The sequence below is a fragment of the Aeromonas sp. HMWF016 genome (assembly GCF_963878195.1).
In the GTDB taxonomy this organism is placed as follows: Bacteria; Pseudomonadota; Gammaproteobacteria; order Enterobacterales; family Aeromonadaceae; genus Aeromonas; species Aeromonas lacus.
In genome coordinates this window covers 1-16,958 of record NZ_CAWNWX010000024.1, presented here as the reverse complement: position 1 = coordinate 16,958, position 16,958 = coordinate 1, and the positions used below count along the sequence as shown (strand labels likewise).

General features: G+C 55.8%; 13 protein-coding genes and 1 tRNA gene. 6 read left to right on the top strand and 8 right to left on the bottom strand.

Features of this window, described 5'->3' with window-relative positions; genetic code table 11:
- Positions 1-99 precede the first annotated feature (99 nt).
- From AACS24_RS02860 to rpsU, 5 genes are all read right to left on the bottom strand, one after another.
- Positions 100-176 (bottom strand) — tRNA-Ile (locus AACS24_RS02860).
- A 184-nt stretch (positions 177-360) separates the two neighbouring features.
- Entirely contained in the window at positions 361-2,256 is a 1,896-nt protein-coding gene (gene rpoD / locus AACS24_RS02855) for an RNA polymerase sigma factor RpoD (RefSeq protein ID WP_308810150.1), read from the bottom strand.
- 183 nt (positions 2,257-2,439) lie between these two features.
- On the bottom strand, positions 2,440-4,227 hold the full coding sequence (dnaG, locus tag AACS24_RS02850) for a DNA primase (protein ID WP_033113941.1): 1,788 nt from the start codon (positions 4,225-4,227) through the stop codon (positions 2,440-2,442).
- 88 nt (positions 4,228-4,315) lie between these two features.
- Complete coding sequence (locus AACS24_RS02845) at positions 4,316-4,750, bottom strand: GatB/YqeY domain-containing protein (RefSeq protein ID WP_108572295.1); 435 nt, start codon at positions 4,748-4,750, stop codon at positions 4,316-4,318.
- 15 nt (positions 4,751-4,765) lie between these two features.
- Positions 4,766-4,981 (bottom strand): 30S ribosomal protein S21, encoded by a 216-nt coding sequence (gene rpsU / locus AACS24_RS02840; RefSeq protein WP_005309452.1) that lies wholly within the window; start codon positions 4,979-4,981, stop codon positions 4,766-4,768.
- 180 nt (positions 4,982-5,161) lie between these two features.
- Between rpsU and tsaD the strand changes: the two genes are divergently transcribed.
- Positions 5,162-6,175 carry a tRNA (adenosine(37)-N6)-threonylcarbamoyltransferase complex transferase subunit TsaD gene (gene tsaD, locus AACS24_RS02835; protein WP_108572294.1) on the top strand — a complete coding sequence of 338 codons (1,014 nt, stop codon included), beginning with the start codon at positions 5,162-5,164 and terminating at the stop codon, positions 6,173-6,175.
- Between the two features lie 548 nt (positions 6,176-6,723).
- Here the strand turns inward: tsaD and AACS24_RS02830 are convergent.
- Together AACS24_RS02830 and aspA are read right to left on the bottom strand one after the other, a co-directional pair.
- Complete coding sequence (locus AACS24_RS02830; RefSeq protein WP_041209157.1) at positions 6,724-8,043, bottom strand: anaerobic C4-dicarboxylate transporter; 1,320 nt, start codon at positions 8,041-8,043, stop codon at positions 6,724-6,726.
- A gap of 129 nt (positions 8,044-8,172) precedes the next feature.
- On the bottom strand, positions 8,173-9,615 hold the full coding sequence (aspA, locus tag AACS24_RS02825; protein WP_108572293.1) for an aspartate ammonia-lyase: 1,443 nt from the start codon (positions 9,613-9,615) through the stop codon (positions 8,173-8,175).
- Positions 9,616-10,058: 443 nt separating this feature from the next.
- Here aspA and AACS24_RS02820 point away from each other — a divergent pair, with 443 nt between their 5' ends.
- The gene (locus tag AACS24_RS02820; protein WP_033113945.1) at positions 10,059-10,523 is read left to right on the top strand and encodes an FxsA family protein; all 465 of its coding nucleotides are present in this window, start codon (positions 10,059-10,061) and stop codon (positions 10,521-10,523) included.
- A gap of 25 nt (positions 10,524-10,548) precedes the next feature.
- Here the strand turns inward: AACS24_RS02820 and AACS24_RS02815 are convergent, their stop codons facing one another.
- A complete protein-coding gene (locus tag AACS24_RS02815; protein ID WP_258223078.1) occupies positions 10,549-11,883 on the bottom strand; it encodes an MATE family efflux transporter in 1,335 nt (444 codons plus the stop codon).
- Between the two features lie 257 nt (positions 11,884-12,140).
- On the opposite strand from AACS24_RS02815, the gene AACS24_RS02810 reads away from it, so the two are divergent.
- From AACS24_RS02810 to AACS24_RS02795, 4 genes are all read left to right on the top strand, one after another.
- A complete protein-coding gene (locus AACS24_RS02810; RefSeq protein WP_005309514.1) occupies positions 12,141-12,434 on the top strand; it encodes a co-chaperone GroES in 294 nt (97 codons plus the stop codon).
- A gap of 45 nt (positions 12,435-12,479) precedes the next feature.
- A complete protein-coding gene (gene groL / locus AACS24_RS02805; RefSeq protein ID WP_005341224.1) occupies positions 12,480-14,114 on the top strand; it encodes a chaperonin GroEL in 1,635 nt (544 codons plus the stop codon).
- A gap of 104 nt (positions 14,115-14,218) precedes the next feature.
- Complete coding sequence (locus tag AACS24_RS02800; RefSeq protein WP_108572345.1) at positions 14,219-14,722, top strand: molybdopterin-binding oxidoreductase; 504 nt, start codon at positions 14,219-14,221, stop codon at positions 14,720-14,722.
- A 24-nt stretch (positions 14,723-14,746) separates the two neighbouring features.
- Positions 14,747-16,678: a putative bifunctional diguanylate cyclase/phosphodiesterase gene (locus AACS24_RS02795; RefSeq protein WP_108572291.1), complete on the top strand. Its 1,932-nt coding sequence runs from the start codon at positions 14,747-14,749 to the stop codon at positions 16,676-16,678.
- Positions 16,679-16,958: the final 280 nt, after the last annotated feature.

Below are 16,958 nucleotides of genomic sequence, written 5' to 3'. Positions count from 1 at the left end.
GTCCAGACCCGCCAATGGCGGGTCTTCTGTATCGACCGGATGAGAAGTGCAAAATCCGGATGCAAAAAAGCCGCTCATGATGAGCGGCTTTTTTCAATTTGGTGGCCCCTGGGGGACTTGAACCCACGACCAATCGATTATGAGTCGACTGCTCTGACCAACTGAGCTAAGGGGCCAAATTGTGCGTTTAGCGGCGTGGATTATAGGGGAAGAGGAAAGGACAGTCTATAGGCATATCAACCACTTGGCGACTAATTGTTCAGGTCGATAGAGGGTGCAAAGCCGGTCGCAAGGGGAAATGCCAGACAAAACAAAGCCCCGCATGGCGGGGCTTTGGCAAACAGGTTGGCACGATCCGGATTATTCGTCCAGGAAACTGCGCAGCACTTCCGAGCGGCTCGGGTGGCGCAGTTTGCGCAGTGCCTTGGCTTCGATCTGACGAATACGCTCACGGGTAACGTCGAACTGCTTGCCCACTTCCTCAAGGGTGTGGTCAGTGTTCATGTCGATACCGAAACGCATCCGCAGCACCTTGGCTTCGCGAGCAGTCAGACCGGCCAGCACTTCGCGGGTGGCGTTGCGTAGGCTTTCGCTGGTCGCCGCATCCGCTGGCAGAGCCAGGGTGGTATCTTCGATGAAGTCGCCCAAGTGGGAATCTTCATCATCACCGATGGGCGTCTCCATGGAGATAGGCTCTTTGGCGATTTTCAGTACCTTGCGGATCTTGTCTTCCGGCATGCCCATGCGCATGGCCAGCTCTTCCGGGTTCGGTTCACGACCCATCTCCTGCAGCATCTGACGGGAGATACGGTTGAGCTTGTTGATGGTCTCGATCATGTGTACCGGGATACGGATGGTACGGGCCTGATCCGCGATGGAGCGGGTAATGGCCTGACGGATCCACCAAGTAGCATAGGTCGAGAACTTGTAGCCACGACGGTATTCAAACTTGTCTACCGCCTTCATCAGACCGATGTTACCCTCCTGGATCAGATCTAGGAACTGCAGACCACGGTTGGTGTATTTCTTGGCGATAGAGATAACCAGACGCAAGTTGGCCTCAACCATCTCTTTCTTCGCACGGCGGGCCTTGGCCTCACCGATGCTCATGCGACGGTTGATATCCTTGATCTGGGCAATCGACAGACCGGTCTCTTCTTCAATCTGCTGCAGCTTGCCGATGGCGCGCTGAATATCCTCGTCCATTTCAACCAGACGGGGAGACCAGGCTTTGCCAGCCTGCTTCTGGTATTCAAACCAAGCAGTTTCACACTCGTTGTTGGTGAAGGCCGCGACGAAGGTTTTCTTCGGCATCTTGGCCTGCTCAACGCAGAGTTTCATGATGATGCGCTCCTGCACGCGAACCCGCTCCATCATCTCGCGCATGTTGTTGACCAGGCGATCAAACTGCTTGGGCATCAGGCGGAATTGACGGAACACATCGGCTAGCTGGGCGATGGCAGCCTGGGTATCATCGTGCGCGCGACCATTCTTCTGAATGGAGAGGCGGGTCACTTCATACTGGGCACGCAGTTCGGCGAACTTCTCGCGAGCGACTTCCGGATCCGGACCACCGTCCCCGTCATCGTCAGAGTTGTCGCCGTCTTCGTCTTCGTCTTCTTCGTCTTCTTCATCTTCATCGGCCAGATCGTCTTCACCGAGTTCGGAACCGATGTGGGTGGCGGTCGGCGCCATATCTTCGGTATCGTTCGGATCGATAAAACCGGAGATGATGTCGGAGAGACGCAGCTGCTCGGCTTCGTACTTGTCGTACTGTTCGAGCAGGTAAGTGATGGCTTCCGGGTACTCCGCTACGGAGCTTTGTACCTGGTTGATACCGTCTTCGATCCGCTTGGCGATGTCGATTTCGCCTTCGCGGGTCAGCAGTTCGACAGTACCCATTTCCCGCATGTACATGCGGACGGGATCGGTCGTGCGACCAATCTCGGATTCAACAGATGCCAGAGCCTGGGCCGCTGCTTCGGCAGCGTCCTCATCGGCGGTGCCCCCTTCAGCCATGATCAAGTCATCGGCATCCGGAGCGTTTTCAACTACTTGAATGCCCATATCGTTGATCATCTGAATGATGTCTTCGATCTGGTCTGAATCGACAATATCTTGCGGGAGGTGATCGTTCACCTCGGCATAGGTCAGGTAGCCCTGTTCTTTACCTTTGGCAACGAGGAGTTTAAGCTGAGACTGCGGGGTTTGCTCCATAGAACTCATCCGGTTGGTGCTGCTAGGTTGCGCGTACAGTGCGCTGCTGCGCAAATAGCCAATTCTAATAGAAAACCGCCAGACATGCTATGTCTGGTTGCGGCGTCGGTCATGAGAAACCCCTGCCCGCAGTATTGTCGGGGCCAGGCGGTTATAAAGTTTTTGCTTTTCATCCCGTCGATTCGGGCAACGCTATCCATATTGGGACTAATCACTCAAATATCAAGCCCCACTCTCATTTCTTTTCTCAATTTGCACCTCTCTGATCAGCATCATCAACTCTTGGGTTTCTTCGGAGCTTAGTCCTTCCTGAGCCACTTTGGCCTGCAATTCTTCGATCCGTTGTTTTAGAAACAGGTTGATGAAACCGACGAAGGTATCCTGCAACTCTCCCAGAATATCCGGCTCCTGATCGAGTTTGATCTCCTCGAACAGGTCGTGCATCGCCAGCTGGGCGAGAATTTCCCCCTCTTTGGTACCGCGCCAGTGCTCCAGCAGGATGCCGGTAGTGATACCGGGCTGAGCCAGGATCTGCTGATGCAACTGCAGCAGGAAGGTAATCCCTTGCAAGCGCAAACCCGCCAGCTCCGGCATTGCAGGTAGCTCTGCCGTCACGGCCGGGTACTGCACCATCAGGGCCAATGCCCGGCGCAGCGGGGTCAGTTTGGCTGCCTTGGGCTTGTTGACCTCGGCCTTGGGCTGGCTGTTGCGGGCAAAGAGCTCGGCAATTCGCTGCTTGTTCTCACCCCAGCGCATCATGCTGGAGAGGCGGGTGATCAGCCCCTCGCGGGTGAACCCTTCCGGCACGCGGCGGATAAGTTCTGCGGCCTTGTTGGCCACCTCAAACTTGCCTGCTTCACCGGAGAGTGCCGCATCGCGACCAAGACGCTCGAACATGAAGTCGGCGAAGGGTTGAGCTTCATCGAGCAGGGCTTCAAAGCCCTCCTTGCCGATCTGGCGTACCAGCGAGTCGGGATCCTCACCATCGGGCAGGAACACGAATTTGAGTTCGCGGCCATCCTGCAGATGGGAGAGGGCATTATCCAGTGCCCGCCACGCGGCTTCACGACCGGCGTTGTCGCCGTCGTAGCAGCAGACCACCTCGGCGGTGGTGCGAAACAGGGTATGGATGTGATCACTGGTGGTCGCGGTACCCAGTGCCGCCACCGCATAGTCGATGTCGTACTGACCGAGTGCCACCACGTCCATGTAGCCCTCAACCACCAGGATCCGGCGTGGATCCTTGTGTGCCTGCTTGACCTCATAGAGGCCGAACAGCTCCCGCCCCTTATGGAAAATCGGGGTTTCCGGTGAGTTGAGGTATTTGGGGGTGCCATCGCCCAACACCCGGCCACCGAAACCGATGACCCGGCCACGCTTGTCGCGGATCGGGAACATGATGCGATCGCGGAAACGATCGTAGCTGCCCCCGCCATTTTCACGAGTGATCAACATGCCACCCGAGATAAGCAGCTGTTCGTGATCCCGGCTCGCACCAAAGCGGCGACGTACCTGATCCCAATCGCTTGGGGCATAACCGATGTTGAAGCGTTTGACCACTTCACCGGTCAGGCCACGTCCCTTGAGGTACTCCACCGCATGGGGGGCACTCTTGAGATTGCTCTCGTAGAAGCGGGCGATCTGGTTCATCAGCTCGAACAGATCCTTGCTGACTGCCGGCTGGCTATGGCCAGATCCGCCGCTGCTCTGCTCACGGGGCACCTGCATGCCCTGCTGGCTGGCGAGCTCTTCGATGGCGTCGGGGAATTCGAGGCCGTCATACTCCATGACAAAGCCGATGGCGTTGCCGTGGGCGCCACAGCCGAAACAGTGATAGAACTGCTTCTCCTGGCTGACGGTAAAAGAGGGGCTTTTTTCGTTATGAAAAGGGCAGCAAGCCTGGTAGTTCTTACCGGCTTTTTTCAGCCGCACTCGCGAGTCGATCAGCTCGACTATGTCTGTGCGTGCGAGCAGATCGTCGATAAAGGATTGGGGGATCCTGCCTGCCATAACCGTCCTGTTTCACTGCGATAGAAAATAAAAAAGCCGCGCATTCACAAGGAAGCACGGCTTCTTCGACCAAACAAGAGTTTGCCTGTTACGCCAAGCGGGTTTTCACCTGAGCACTGACGGCGCCGACATCGGCACGACCCTGAATTTTTGGCTTCAAGACAGCCATGACTTTACCCATGTCAGCAGCACCGCTCTCGGCGATGGCTTGCTCGATCAGGGCGGCAATTTCGTCTGCGGTCAGTTGTTGTGGCAGGAACTCCTGCAGCACAACGATCTCGGCGGACTCTTTGTCGGCGAGATCCTGGCGACCGGCAGCTTCAAATTGGCTGATGGAATCGCGGCGCTGTTTGACCATCTTGGTCACGACAGCGAGGATATCCTCATCATTGAGCTCGACACGGGTATCGACTTCACGCTGCTTGATTTCTGCCATCAACAACCGGATAGCGCCCAACCGCGGCTTGTCTTTGGCAAGCATGGCGAGCTTTTGCTGATCCTTGAGTTGATCCTTCAGAGACACGGCATGATCCCTTGATTAGTACAGGCGGATACGACGTGCGTTTTCGCGAGACAGCTTCTTGGCGTGACGCTTAACGGCAGACGCTTTGGCGCGCTTACGAATGGTAGTCGGCTTCTCGTAGAACTCACGGCTACGAACTTCGGACAGGATACCGGCTTTTTCGCAAGAACGCTTGAAGCGACGCAGAGCAACGTCAAACGGCTCATTTTCACGGACTTTGATTACTGGCATGTGCCTTTCACCTCAGTGATAAAATTGTTAGCTGACCTTCAATCGATCAGCATGACTTAAAATGGTGCGAAATTATACTCTGGATAGGGAATGAAAGTAAACCCGCAGAGATCGCTCTGGTTTAAAAAACCCGCGAAGGTTACCATAGCCGTCTCATTTTAGCAGTGAAAATTTTTAGCAATGCGTGTATTGGGCATAGAGACATCCTGTGACGAAACCGGGATCGCGATCTTCGACGATCAAAAAGGGATCCTTTCCCACCAGTTATATAGCCAAGTCAAGCTGCATGCGGACTACGGTGGCGTTGTCCCCGAGCTCGCCAGCCGGGATCACGTTCGCAAGACGATCCCGTTGATCCAGGCCGCATTGCAGGAGGCGGGACTGGGCAAGGATGACATCGATGGCATCGCCTATACCGCGGGTCCGGGTCTGGTTGGCGCCATTCTGGTGGGGGCCACCATTGGCCGTTCGCTGGCGATGGCGTGGAACAAGCCGGCCATCGCCGTCCACCACATGGAAGGTCACCTGCTGGCGCCCATGCTGGAAGAGAAGGCCCCCGAGTTCCCCTTCGTGGCGCTGCTGGTCTCCGGCGGCCACTCCATGCTGGTACGGGTTGATGGCATCGGCAGCTATCAGCTGCTGGGCGAATCCATCGACGATGCCGCTGGCGAAGCGTTCGACAAGACCGCCAAGCTGATGGGGCTGGACTATCCGGGCGGCCCGCTGCTCTCCCGTCTGGCCGAGAAGGGCACCACCGGACGTTTCCACTTCCCCCGTCCGATGACTGACCGTCCGGGGCTCGATATGAGCTTCTCCGGCCTCAAGACCTTTGCTGCCAACACCATCGCCGCCAACGGTGATGATGAGCAGACCCGTGCCGATATCGCCCGTGCGTTTGAAGATGCGGTAGTCGATACCCTGGCCATCAAGTGCCGTCGTGCCTTGAAAGAGACCGGCCTCAAGCGTCTGGTGGTAGCCGGTGGCGTCAGTGCCAACCGCCACCTGCGTGCCCAGTTGGCCGAGCTGATGGAGAGCCTCAAGGGAGAGGTATTCTATCCGCGCACCGAATATTGCACCGATAACGGCGCCATGATCGCCTATGCCGGCATGCAGCGTCTGAAGGCGGGCGTGTTCGAGCCGCTGGCGGTCAAGGCCGTGCCGCGCTGGCCGCTGGATACCCTGGATCCGGTCTGATCCAAAGGATCCTGCCCTTGTCGGGCGAGTGATGTGAAATGCCCCGGGCATGCTCTCTGTGAAGACGGGAGACTGTCCGGGGCATTTTTGTTGTTACGCCACTCCTTGTTGCTTGATTGCTCCTTGTGGATCGGAAGCGCCCTCCGCGGCATCTGTCGCTATCCCCTCAAGCCCGCTCTTGGCATCCATGCCACGCTATAAATTGAATTTATGTATTTTGGCTAATTGACCTCATTTTTCCTTATGCCTTTGCCAGCTCCTGCCTGTGGCTCTGTTTTTGACCTTTATCACCGTTAGCTAGTCATCGTCCGATCCTGATAGATGCTTGCGCTCACAGAGTGCCGCCAGAACGCGTTTGATAAAGATGTGAGGAAAGTGATGTGCATATGAGGGGCTGAGCCATGCACGGCCATCTGGTGTGTTTGATTGGGGTTGATACGGAATCCAGCGCCACGGTTTCGCTATCAGCTGCCAGCGTCAGAGCGAGGCGCAAAAAAATCCCCGCCAGCTGGCGGGGATTTTTGATTGGCTATCGACAGGCGATGCGATTACAGCATGATGCCGCCGAAGAAGAAGCCCAGCGCCACGGCAATCGCGATGGTCGCGGTGCCGGGGATAAAGAAGGGGTGGTTGAACACGGCTTTGCCGATGCGGGTTGAGCCGGTGTCGTCCATCTCTACCGCGGCCAGCAGGGTCGGGTAGGTCGGCAGTACGAACAGGGCGCTCACGGCTGCGAAAGAGGCGATGGCGGTCAGCGGGCTGACACCCAGCGCCAGAGCGGCAGGCATCAGGGCCTTGGTGGTTGCACCCTGTGAGTAGAGCAGCATGGCGGCGAAGAAGAGCACCACGGCCAGCAGCCAGGAGTACTGGTTCAGCAGATCGCCAGCGATCAGCTGGATGGTGTCCATGTTGCCTTTCACGAAGACGTTACCCAGCCAGGCCACACCCAGTACGCAGATACAGGCTGACATACCGGACTTGAAGGTCGGCATGTTGGTCACTTGAGTGGCGTCCAGTTTGCACACCAGAGTCATGATGGTGGCAGCGGCCAGCATGATGCCCATGATGGCGCCATCGCGGGGGATCGGCGGGTTGGTGATGAGGCCAACTTTACCGGAGATCGCGGTGGCATAGGCCATGACGGCCACGATGGCGGCGATGAAGATCCAGACGGACAGCTTGGCGTACGGCTTGATTTCCAGCTGGCTGGTGCCGCGCAGCTTGATCTGGCCCTTGGCTTTACGCTCCAGATAGACTTCGTCCTGCTCCAGCGGCTTGCCCATCATGTTGGCGATGAAGGCACCCAGGATACAGGCCAGGAAAGTAGAGGGAATGCAGATGGCCAGCAGGGTCAGGTAGTCAACACCGAACGGCTCGAGCATGCCGGAGAAGGCAACCACAGCGGCAGAGATCGGGGATGCTGTGATGGCGATCTGGGAGGCAACAACCGCGATGGAGAGCGGACGGGACGGGCGGATCCCCTGCTCTTTGGCCACTTCGGCGATAACCGGCAGGGTGGAGAAGGCGGTGTGACCGGTACCGGCCAGCATGGTCATCAGATAGGTGACGACCGGGGCGGCGAAGGTGATGTATTTGGGGTTCTTGCGCAGCGCTTTTTCAGCCAGGGAGACCAGATAGTCCATCCCGCCAGCCAGTTGCATACAGGCGATGGCGCAAATGACGGACGCAATGATCATGATCACATCCCAGGGGATGTAGGTGACCAGCTGGTCGCTCGGGATCTGCACCCCGAGGCCCCAGGTCAGGACCAGAACCCCCAGACCACCGGCAAAGCCGATGCCGATGCTGCCTATCCGGGCGCCCAGATAGATAGCGGCGAGCACGACAAGTAACTCGATTCCAATCATAGCGATAACTCCATTTTTTAGTTTTTTGGTTTTTATTTGGCAAAAAGCCAATTCCCGATCGGGCCGGGGATAAAGACCAATCGGGAACTGACTTTAAATAGGCCGGGAAGATCCCGGCCCATGCGTCGCTTATACGGTGGTTTCGCGAGTGAAACGCTTGGCCTTGTATTGCGGGTTCATCAGGTTCTCGATGGAGAGGATCTCGTCCAGCTGCTCGGCGCTCAGCAGGCCGCGCTCCAGTACGACTTCGCGTACGTTCTTGCCGGTCTGGGCGCAGATCTTGCCAACGATGTCCCCTTCGTGGTGACCGATGAAGGGGTTCAGGTAGGTCACGATACCGATGGAGTTCAGCACGTGGTTCATGCAGATTTCCGGGTTGGCGGTGATACCTTCCACGCACTTCTCGCGCAGGGAGATACAGGCTTTTTCCATCAGACTCAGGGATTCGAACATCGCCTGACCAATTACCGGCTCCATGACGTTCAGCTGCAGCTGACCGGCTTCGGCGGCGAAGGTGATGGTGATGTCGTTACCAAATACCTTGAAGCAGGACTGGTTGACTACTTCCGGGATAACCGGGTTGACCTTGGCCGGCATGATGGAGGAACCCGCCTGCATTTCCGGCAGGTTGATCTCTTTCAGTGCAGTGCGCGGGCCGGAGGAGAGCAGACGCAGGTCGTTACAGATCTTGGAGAGCTTCATGGCCAGACGCTTGATGGCGCCGTGCAGCATGACGTAGGCGCCGCAGTCAGAGGTCGCTTCGATCAGGTCTTCAGCCGGTACATAGGCACGGCCGGTGATCTCGGCCAGACGCTTGATGGCCAGTGCAGAGTACTCGGGCGGAGTGTTCAGGCCGGTACCGATGGCGGTAGCACCCAGGTTCACTTCCAGCAGCAGCTCCTGGCAACGCTTGATGGATTTGATCTCTTCGCGCAGGGTGACGGCGAACGCGTGGAACTCCTGACCAAGGGTCATCGGCACGGCATCCTGCAGCTGGGTACGGCCCATCTTCAGGATCTTCTTGAACTCGTTAGCCTTGACGTCGAAAGCGGCGATCAGCGCTTCCAGGGCATGCAGGGTCACGTCGGTGCTGTTCACAACAGCAACGCGGAAACCGGTGGGGTAGGCATCGTTGGTGGACTGGCACTTGTTGACGTGATCGTTCGGGTTGATGACGTCGTAACGACCTTTCTCCAGACCCATGATCTCCAGTGCGATGTTGGCCAGCACTTCGTTGGTGTTCATGTTGACGGAGGTGCCGGCACCACCCTGGTAAACGTCGACCGGGAACTGGTCGAAGCACTTGCCGGTGTTCAGCATCAGGTCGCAGGCTTCCACGATCTTGTCTGCAATTTCAGGACGGATGGTACCGAGCTCGCCGTTGGCCAGCGCAGCGGCCTTCTTGGTCAGTACCATGCCACGTACGAATTCCGGAACGTCAGAAATCTTCTGAGAGCTGATCTTGAAGTTCTCGACAGCGCGCTGGGTGTGCACACCGTAGTAGAGATCATTGGAAACTTCTTTAGTGCCCAGCAAGTCTTCTTCAATGCGGACGTTCTTGATGTCGCTCATTGTAATGCCTCAGAAATCAGATAAATGGAAAAATCCTCACCGAGTGGTCGCGAGTTCCTTGCGCACAGCTCATCCTGAAGCACCACACACCGAGTGGGGCGATTGGGAGTGTGACCTCCCTAATAACTAATCAACATACTACTCCAATTGAGGTATCGGTTATTAGAGCTGGATCACTAATCTGGTGACATCTTCAAATTCCTTTGATGAATGTACACATATGTTGTACATGATTTATCACCATGATTTTTATAAAAATTTGTAATTTTTTGCTGATTTTTTAGCGTCTGGTTGATGAGGGAGTCATTTGGGTGGCTTGAAATGGGCGGGTTGGCCCCCATTTATTGGGGGTAGGAAGTGGTGACTCGCGCGTTTGAACATCGTGTGCAGCTCCCGGTTCGCGGGACCACTTTTTCTCACATTTGACTGGTTGTGGAGCTTATATGGGCAAGCTGTTTCTGCTGTTGGTGGGTCTGGTGGTACTGGAGCTCACCGTGATGATCGAGGTCGGTTCTGTGATTGGAGCGCTGCCGACCGTCGGCTTGCTCATCCTGACCGCCATTCTGGGCTCTTCTCTGGTGCGCAGTGAAGGGCTCAAGACCCTGTTCAGTGCCCAGCAGAAGATGCAGCAGGGCGAGATGCCGGGCCGCGAAGTGATGGGCGGCATGATGCTGGCGCTGGCCGGTTTGCTGCTGATCATCCCGGGTTTTGTCACCGACTTCTTCGGGATCTTGCTGCTGCAGCCCTGGCTGCGCAACAAGCTGGCCGACAAGCTGATCGGCAGCAACCAGTTCCGGATGCAGATGGGCGGTTTCCAGCGCACTCAATCGCCGTTTGAGCAATCCCTCGGCGATCATCCGAAACAGGGTGGCACCACCATCGAAGGCGAGTTTGAGCGCAAAGAGTGAATGTGATTGGCAGAGGGTTGTGATATCAGGGCTTGCCCTGATGGCACAACGCCTCGAAGCGGTGTCGGGCATACCACCATGCGAGGGTGCCCGCCGCCAGATTGGCCAGCAAGATCCCCAGATATATCCCCTGTTCTCCCCCCAACTGGGCGCCTAGCCAGGCTCCCGGCAGTAAAAAGCCAAACAGCCGCAGGCCATTGAACAAAAACGAGATGCTCGATGCCCGCACGCCATTGAGCGCCGAGGCCAGCAGCATCACCATCCCCTGAAAGCCATATCCGATCGGTACCAGATGCAGATAGAGGATGATGAGGCGGATCACCTGTGGATGGTCGCTGAACAGGTTGGCGATGAGTGGTGCCAGCAGCCAGGTGAGGCCATAGATGGCGAGCTGGAACAACAGGGCAAAGCGCATGCTGCTCTGAAGCGCGGCTTTGGCCCGGGCCGGATTGCCGGCGCCGCAGTTTTGCGAAATGAAGGGGGCCAGCACGGAGGCGAGCGCCATCATCACGATCAGCAGCAGTGCCTCAACCCGCGATGCGGCGCCGTAAGCCGCCACCACTTCTGTACCCAGACCGGCGAAAATCGTCATCAGCACTGCGTTGGCCAGCGGGTTGAGCATGTTGGTAAAAGAGGCGGGGATGGCGACATGAAGCAGTGCCCGCCAATGGTAGAGCAGCCGGGTGCGCGGCGAGAGGCGCCAAAGCAGCAACCCTTCCCGATGACGCAGGATGTAGAGGCTGACCAGCATGGCCATCAGCCATGAGATGGAGGTGGCGATGGCGGCACCCCGGATCCCCCACTCGGGGAAGGGGCCGATGCCGAAGATAAGCAGCGGGTCCAGCATGCCGTTGACCAGACCGGCCACCGTCATGACGAGGCTGGGCGTCTTGGTATCACCGGTCGCGCGGATGGCGGAGTTGCCCACCATGGGCAGCACCAGCATGGGCACAGTGAGATACCAGATCAGCATGTAGTCGTGGATAAGGGAGATAAGTTCGGCACTGGCGCCCAGCAGGGTAAATAGCGGTTTGATGGTGAGGGCGCCCCCTGCCGAGAGCAAGGCGACCAGGATCACCGCCAGAAACAGGCTATCGGTGGCGAGGTGGGCCGCCTCCTCATGTTTGCCCTGTCCCAATGCATGACCGATCACCGCCGAGAGGCCGGCTCCCAGCCCCATGGCGAGCGAGGTGACCACGAAGGTGACCGGAAAGGTAAAGCTGATGGCCGCCAGCGCTTCGGTGCCCAGCATGCCGATAAAAAAGGTATCGACCAGGTTGAAGGCCAGAATGGCGACGATGCCGAGGATCATGGGGCCCGTCATCTGGCGCAGTACGACAGGGATAGGTGCTGTCAGCATGGGATTGATGCGGGTCAAGGGATCGTCTCTACATCTTGCTCGAAGAGCTGGGCTGATAACTGGGCTGGCGCTGCCAGCGAAGTTCGCGAAGAGAACAGGGGCGAACAATCGAAGGTTTTTATAGTACGTGAAAAAATTTTTTTTGTATTTGCCCTTGAAGGGTTAGCAACCTCACCCCACATCAGGGACATATCCGATTTGGCCTGGAACGGCCATTCCTCAAAGCAACAATGAGACTCATTTTGGGAGAGTTATCGATGAAAATTCGTCCACTGCACGACCGCGTCATCATCAAGCGCATCGAAGCTGAAGCCAAATCCGCTGGTGGTATCGTACTGACTGGTACTGCGGCTCAAAAGTCCACCCGTGGTGAAGTGCTTGCCGTGGGGACTGGTCGAATCCTGGATAATGGCGATGTCAAAGCGCTGGCCGTCAAGGTTGGCGACAAGGTTATCTTCAACGAAGGCTACGGCGTGAAAACCGAGAAGCTGGATGGTCAGGATGTTCTGATCCTGTCCGAGACCGACATTCTGGCGATTGTCGAAGAGTAATCCATCCCCACTTTTCCCCGAATTGATTGAAAGGATTGAACAAAAATGGCTGCTAAAGACGTTAAGTTTGGTAACGAAGCCCGCATCAAGATGCTGGAAGGTGTGAACATCCTAGCTGATGCCGTCAAGGTTACTCTGGGCCCGAAAGGCCGCAACGTGGTACTGGACAAGTCCTTCGGTGCCCCGACCATCACCAAAGATGGTGTTTCCGTTGCGCGCGAGATCGAGCTGGAAGACAAGTTCCAGAACATGGGCGCCCAGATGGTCAAGGAAGTTGCTTCCAAGGCGAACGACGCTGCGGGTGACGGTACTACCACTGCAACCGTTCTGGCTCAGGCTATCGTCAACGAAGGTCTGAAAGCCGTTGCCGCCGGTATGAACCCGATGGATCTGAAGCGTGGTATCGACAAAGCAGTTGTGGCTGCCGTTGCCGAGCTGCAGGCGCTGTCCCAGCCGTGTGCTGACAGCAATGCCATCGCTCAGGTTGGCACCATTTCCGCCAACTCCGACGAGAAAGTGGGCAAGCTGATTGCCGAAGCCATGGACAAAGTGGGTCGCGATGGCGTCATCACCGTTGAAGATGGTCAGGGTCTGGAAGATGAGCTGGCTGTTGTTGAAGGTATGCAGTTCGACCGCGGCTACCTCTCTCCGTACTTCATCAACAAACAGGAAACCGGTTCTGTCGAACTGGACGATCCGTTCATCCTGCTGGTTGACAAGAAAGTCTCCAACATCCGCGAAATGCTGCCGGTGCTGGAAGGTGTTGCCAAAGCTGGCAAACCGCTGCTGATCGTTGCCGAAGACGTAGAGGGCGAAGCCCTGGCTACTCTGGTGGTCAACACCATGCGCGGCATCGTGAAAGTGGCTGCCGTCAAGGCGCCTGGCTTCGGTGACCGTCGCAAGGCCATGCTGCAGGATATCGCCGTACTGACTGGAGGTACCGTCATCTCCGAAGAAGTTGGCATGGAGCTGGAAAAAGCGACTCTGGAAGATCTGGGTCGTGCCAAGCGCATCGTCATCACCAAAGAGAACACCACCATCATCGATGGCGTGGGTGATGCAGGCGTGATCGAAGGCCGTGTTGCCCAGATCCGTCAGCAGATCGAAGAGACCTCCTCCGACTACGACCGTGAGAAGCTGCAAGAGCGCGTAGCCAAGCTGGCTGGCGGTGTTGCCGTGATCAAGGTGGGTGCTGCTACCGAAGTTGAGATGAAAGAGAAGAAAGCTCGCGTAGAAGATGCTCTGCATGCTACCCGTGCTGCCGTTGAAGAAGGCGTGGTTGCCGGTGGTGGTGTTGCGCTGGTGCGCGTTGCTGCCAAACTGGCTGGCCTGCGTGGCGACAACGAAGACCAGAACGTCGGTATCAAGGTTGCCCTGCGCGCCATGGAAGCCCCGCTGCGTCAAATCGTCATCAACGCCGGTGAAGAAGCCTCCGTCATCGCCAACGCGGTGAAGAACGGTGAAGGCAACTTCGGTTACAACGCTTACACCGAGCAGTATGGCGACATGCTGACCATGGGTATTCTGGATCCGACCAAGGTAACCCGCTCTGCACTGCAGTTCGCTTCTTCCATCGCTGGTCTGATGATCACCACCGAGTGCATGGTCACCGAGCTGCCGAAGAAAGATGCTCCGGCCATGCCTGATATGGGTGGCATGGGCGGCATGGGCATGATGTAATCATCATCCCGGCTCTGTTTGAGAAACGGCTCGCTTTGGCGGGCCGTTTTTTTTTATCCGGCTAAACTGAGAGTTGTTGATAAGGATGTTATTTGGAGGTGAGTATGAAAAAACTGGGTTTGATTTCTTTACTTTTTTCCTTGGCAAGCTTTTCCGTACTGGCATTGGGGACGCCTGCAGGGCCCGTAATTCTCAAGGTGACAGGCAATGTTAAAGCTGCAGAGACCGTTGATGGCGTTGCGCAATTTGACCTTGCCATGTTGCAGGCACTGCCACAACACGAGGTCGTGACCGGAAATCCCTGGGTCGATAAGCCCCACAAGTATCGTGGGCCCAAACTGGCTGATGTACTGGCGGCTGTGGGGGCTGATGATGGCAGTTCCATTACCCTGACTGCACTCAATAGCTACCAGATCCGAATCAACTGGGACAAGGTCAAACTCTATGAGCCCATCCTTGCCTGGGAGGATGATGGTGTCGTCATGAAGGTGCGCGACAAGGGGCCGCTCTGGTTTATGCTGCCGCTTGATCAACATCCGGAATTGAAACGCTCCGAATATACCGACATGATGATCTGGCAGCTCAGCTCAGTTGATATCCAGCATTAATCGTTTATTGCTCAGGAGTATGGGGTGAAGGAAAAGACCAAAGCCTGGCCGCTTGTTGCCACTCTTTATTTTTTCATCCTGTTGTTTACGGGAAGTACTCTCTATTCTCTGGTTCAGGTTCAGAATGCAACCCGGGTCATGGAGAAGTACACCTACGATGTCTCCTGGGCATTGATGCAGTTACAGCTGGAGCTGGGACGCTTTCTTAATAGTGTCGAGGTTTACCACTATGGCGGCATCGATCACGATGCCCTGATGCTGCGTTATGACATTCTCTGGAGTCGAACCCCAATCCTGCTTAGTGGCCAATTGCGCAAGAGCATGGAGGACAAGCAGAAGACTCTGCGTCTGGTGCAGTTGATCGAAAGCAATATTCGCAATATCGAACCTGATATCACCAGACTGCAAGTGGGCTCACCCGATTACCAGCAAATCATGATGCGTCTTGCGCCTCTGCAAGAACCGCTCTCTTATTCTCTTGCATCCGTCATGCAGAAGAACATCAACATCTATTCAGAGAACGATCGCCATTTTGCCCAGTTGCGGAATGCCTTGCTGATGATGGTATCTGGTCTGGTTATCTCGGTACTCTTGCTCAGTGCGCTGCTTATATATGAAGGGCGGCGTCATTTCAGAGCTGTGCGGCGAGATCCCCTGACCGGATTGCCCAATCGGGTTGCCTTGCTCGAGATGATGGAATCCTATGCGACACAAGAGATGCCATTTGGTCTGGTGCTGATCGATATCAATGACTTCAGGGATATCAACAGCAAGTTTGGCTACGACACTGGGGATTATCTGCTCAACGAATTGGCAAAGCGAGTCAAGGCCCTGTGCGAAGAGGGAGAATCTTGTGGGCGTCTTGGGGGCGATCAATTCGTGATTATCCAGCGTGGTAGCAGTGACCTGCGGCAAATCAGGGAGCTCGTCGCGCGTCTATTGCATTCACTCAAGCAGGACATGGTGTTTGATAATTACCCTTTCCGTCTTGAAGTCGGTATCGGCATAGCCTTTTATCCCGTTGATAGTGATAAAACCCAAGAGCTGTTGAGTCGGGTAGAGCAGGCGCTGTTCCATAGCCGCAAAACGCATGTCCCCTACGTTATCTATGATAACTCGCTGCTCAATGAGACTGCTCGTCGTAAGCACCTTGCTTCCGATATGGTCATGGCGTTGGAACATAATGCGCTGGAGCTCTATTACCAACCCATCGTCAATCTTGAGACTGGTCGCTGTGAAGCGGTGGAAGCATTGCTACGTTGGCGCCATCCCGAGCTTGGGTTTATCCCGCCCAATGAAGTCATTATGGTGGCTGAAGAGTTTCAGCTTGCCGAGCGAGTGGGCAGCTGGGTGCTGAATACTGCTTGTGAGCAGCTCTATCAGTGGCATCAGCTTGGCCTTGTCGACTTGCAAATGTGCGTGAACATTTCTCCTGGCATGTATCAGCGCAATTTGTTGAAACTGGTCGCCAAGGCATTGATGGAACATCATCTGCCAGCACGAAGCCTGGTTCTGGAAGTCACGGAAGACACCACAATGAGGGAGGTGAAGAATTCGCTGCAATTGATGCAGGATCTGAATCAACAGGGAGTGTTGTTGGCATTGGATGATTTTGGCACTGGCTACTCATCGCTTAGTTATCTTCAGAAGCTGCCTGTGAGCAAAGTGAAGATCGACCGCTCTTTTATCCAGGGGATAGATACTTCTCTGGAAGCATCGGAGCTGGTCGCCAACATCTGCCGGATGGGTTCCATGCTTGGCAAGATTTTGGTGTGCGAAGGGATAGAGACACAAGCTCAGCTGGATGTCTTGCGCTCCCTGACCGATATCCACCTCTATGGCCAAGGATATCTCTTCAGCCGACCGGAACAGGCAGAAAAGATCTATCAAACCCTGCTGGAAATGGAAGAACTTTGGCTGGCTCGACAACCATCGGACATCGCATGCATCAGCTAATATATTGGATATGTGCCAGTTAAAGGTCTCTCGGAGATGTGATTTGGTTCAAAAAATGCGCGCCATGTTCGTTATCTGAACGTTTGTTTGCGTTTCTCAAAAAAATACGTAATCTCCCCTTGCCAGAACGAATTCACTCCCTATAATGCGCCTCCATCGACACGGCAAGCGGCAACGCAAACAACCCGGTCGATAACCTCGAAAAGCCTTTGCAAATAAGGCTTGACTCGAGAAAGCGGTTGAGTAGAATGCCACTCCCGCAGCAGCAAAAGCTGCGTCG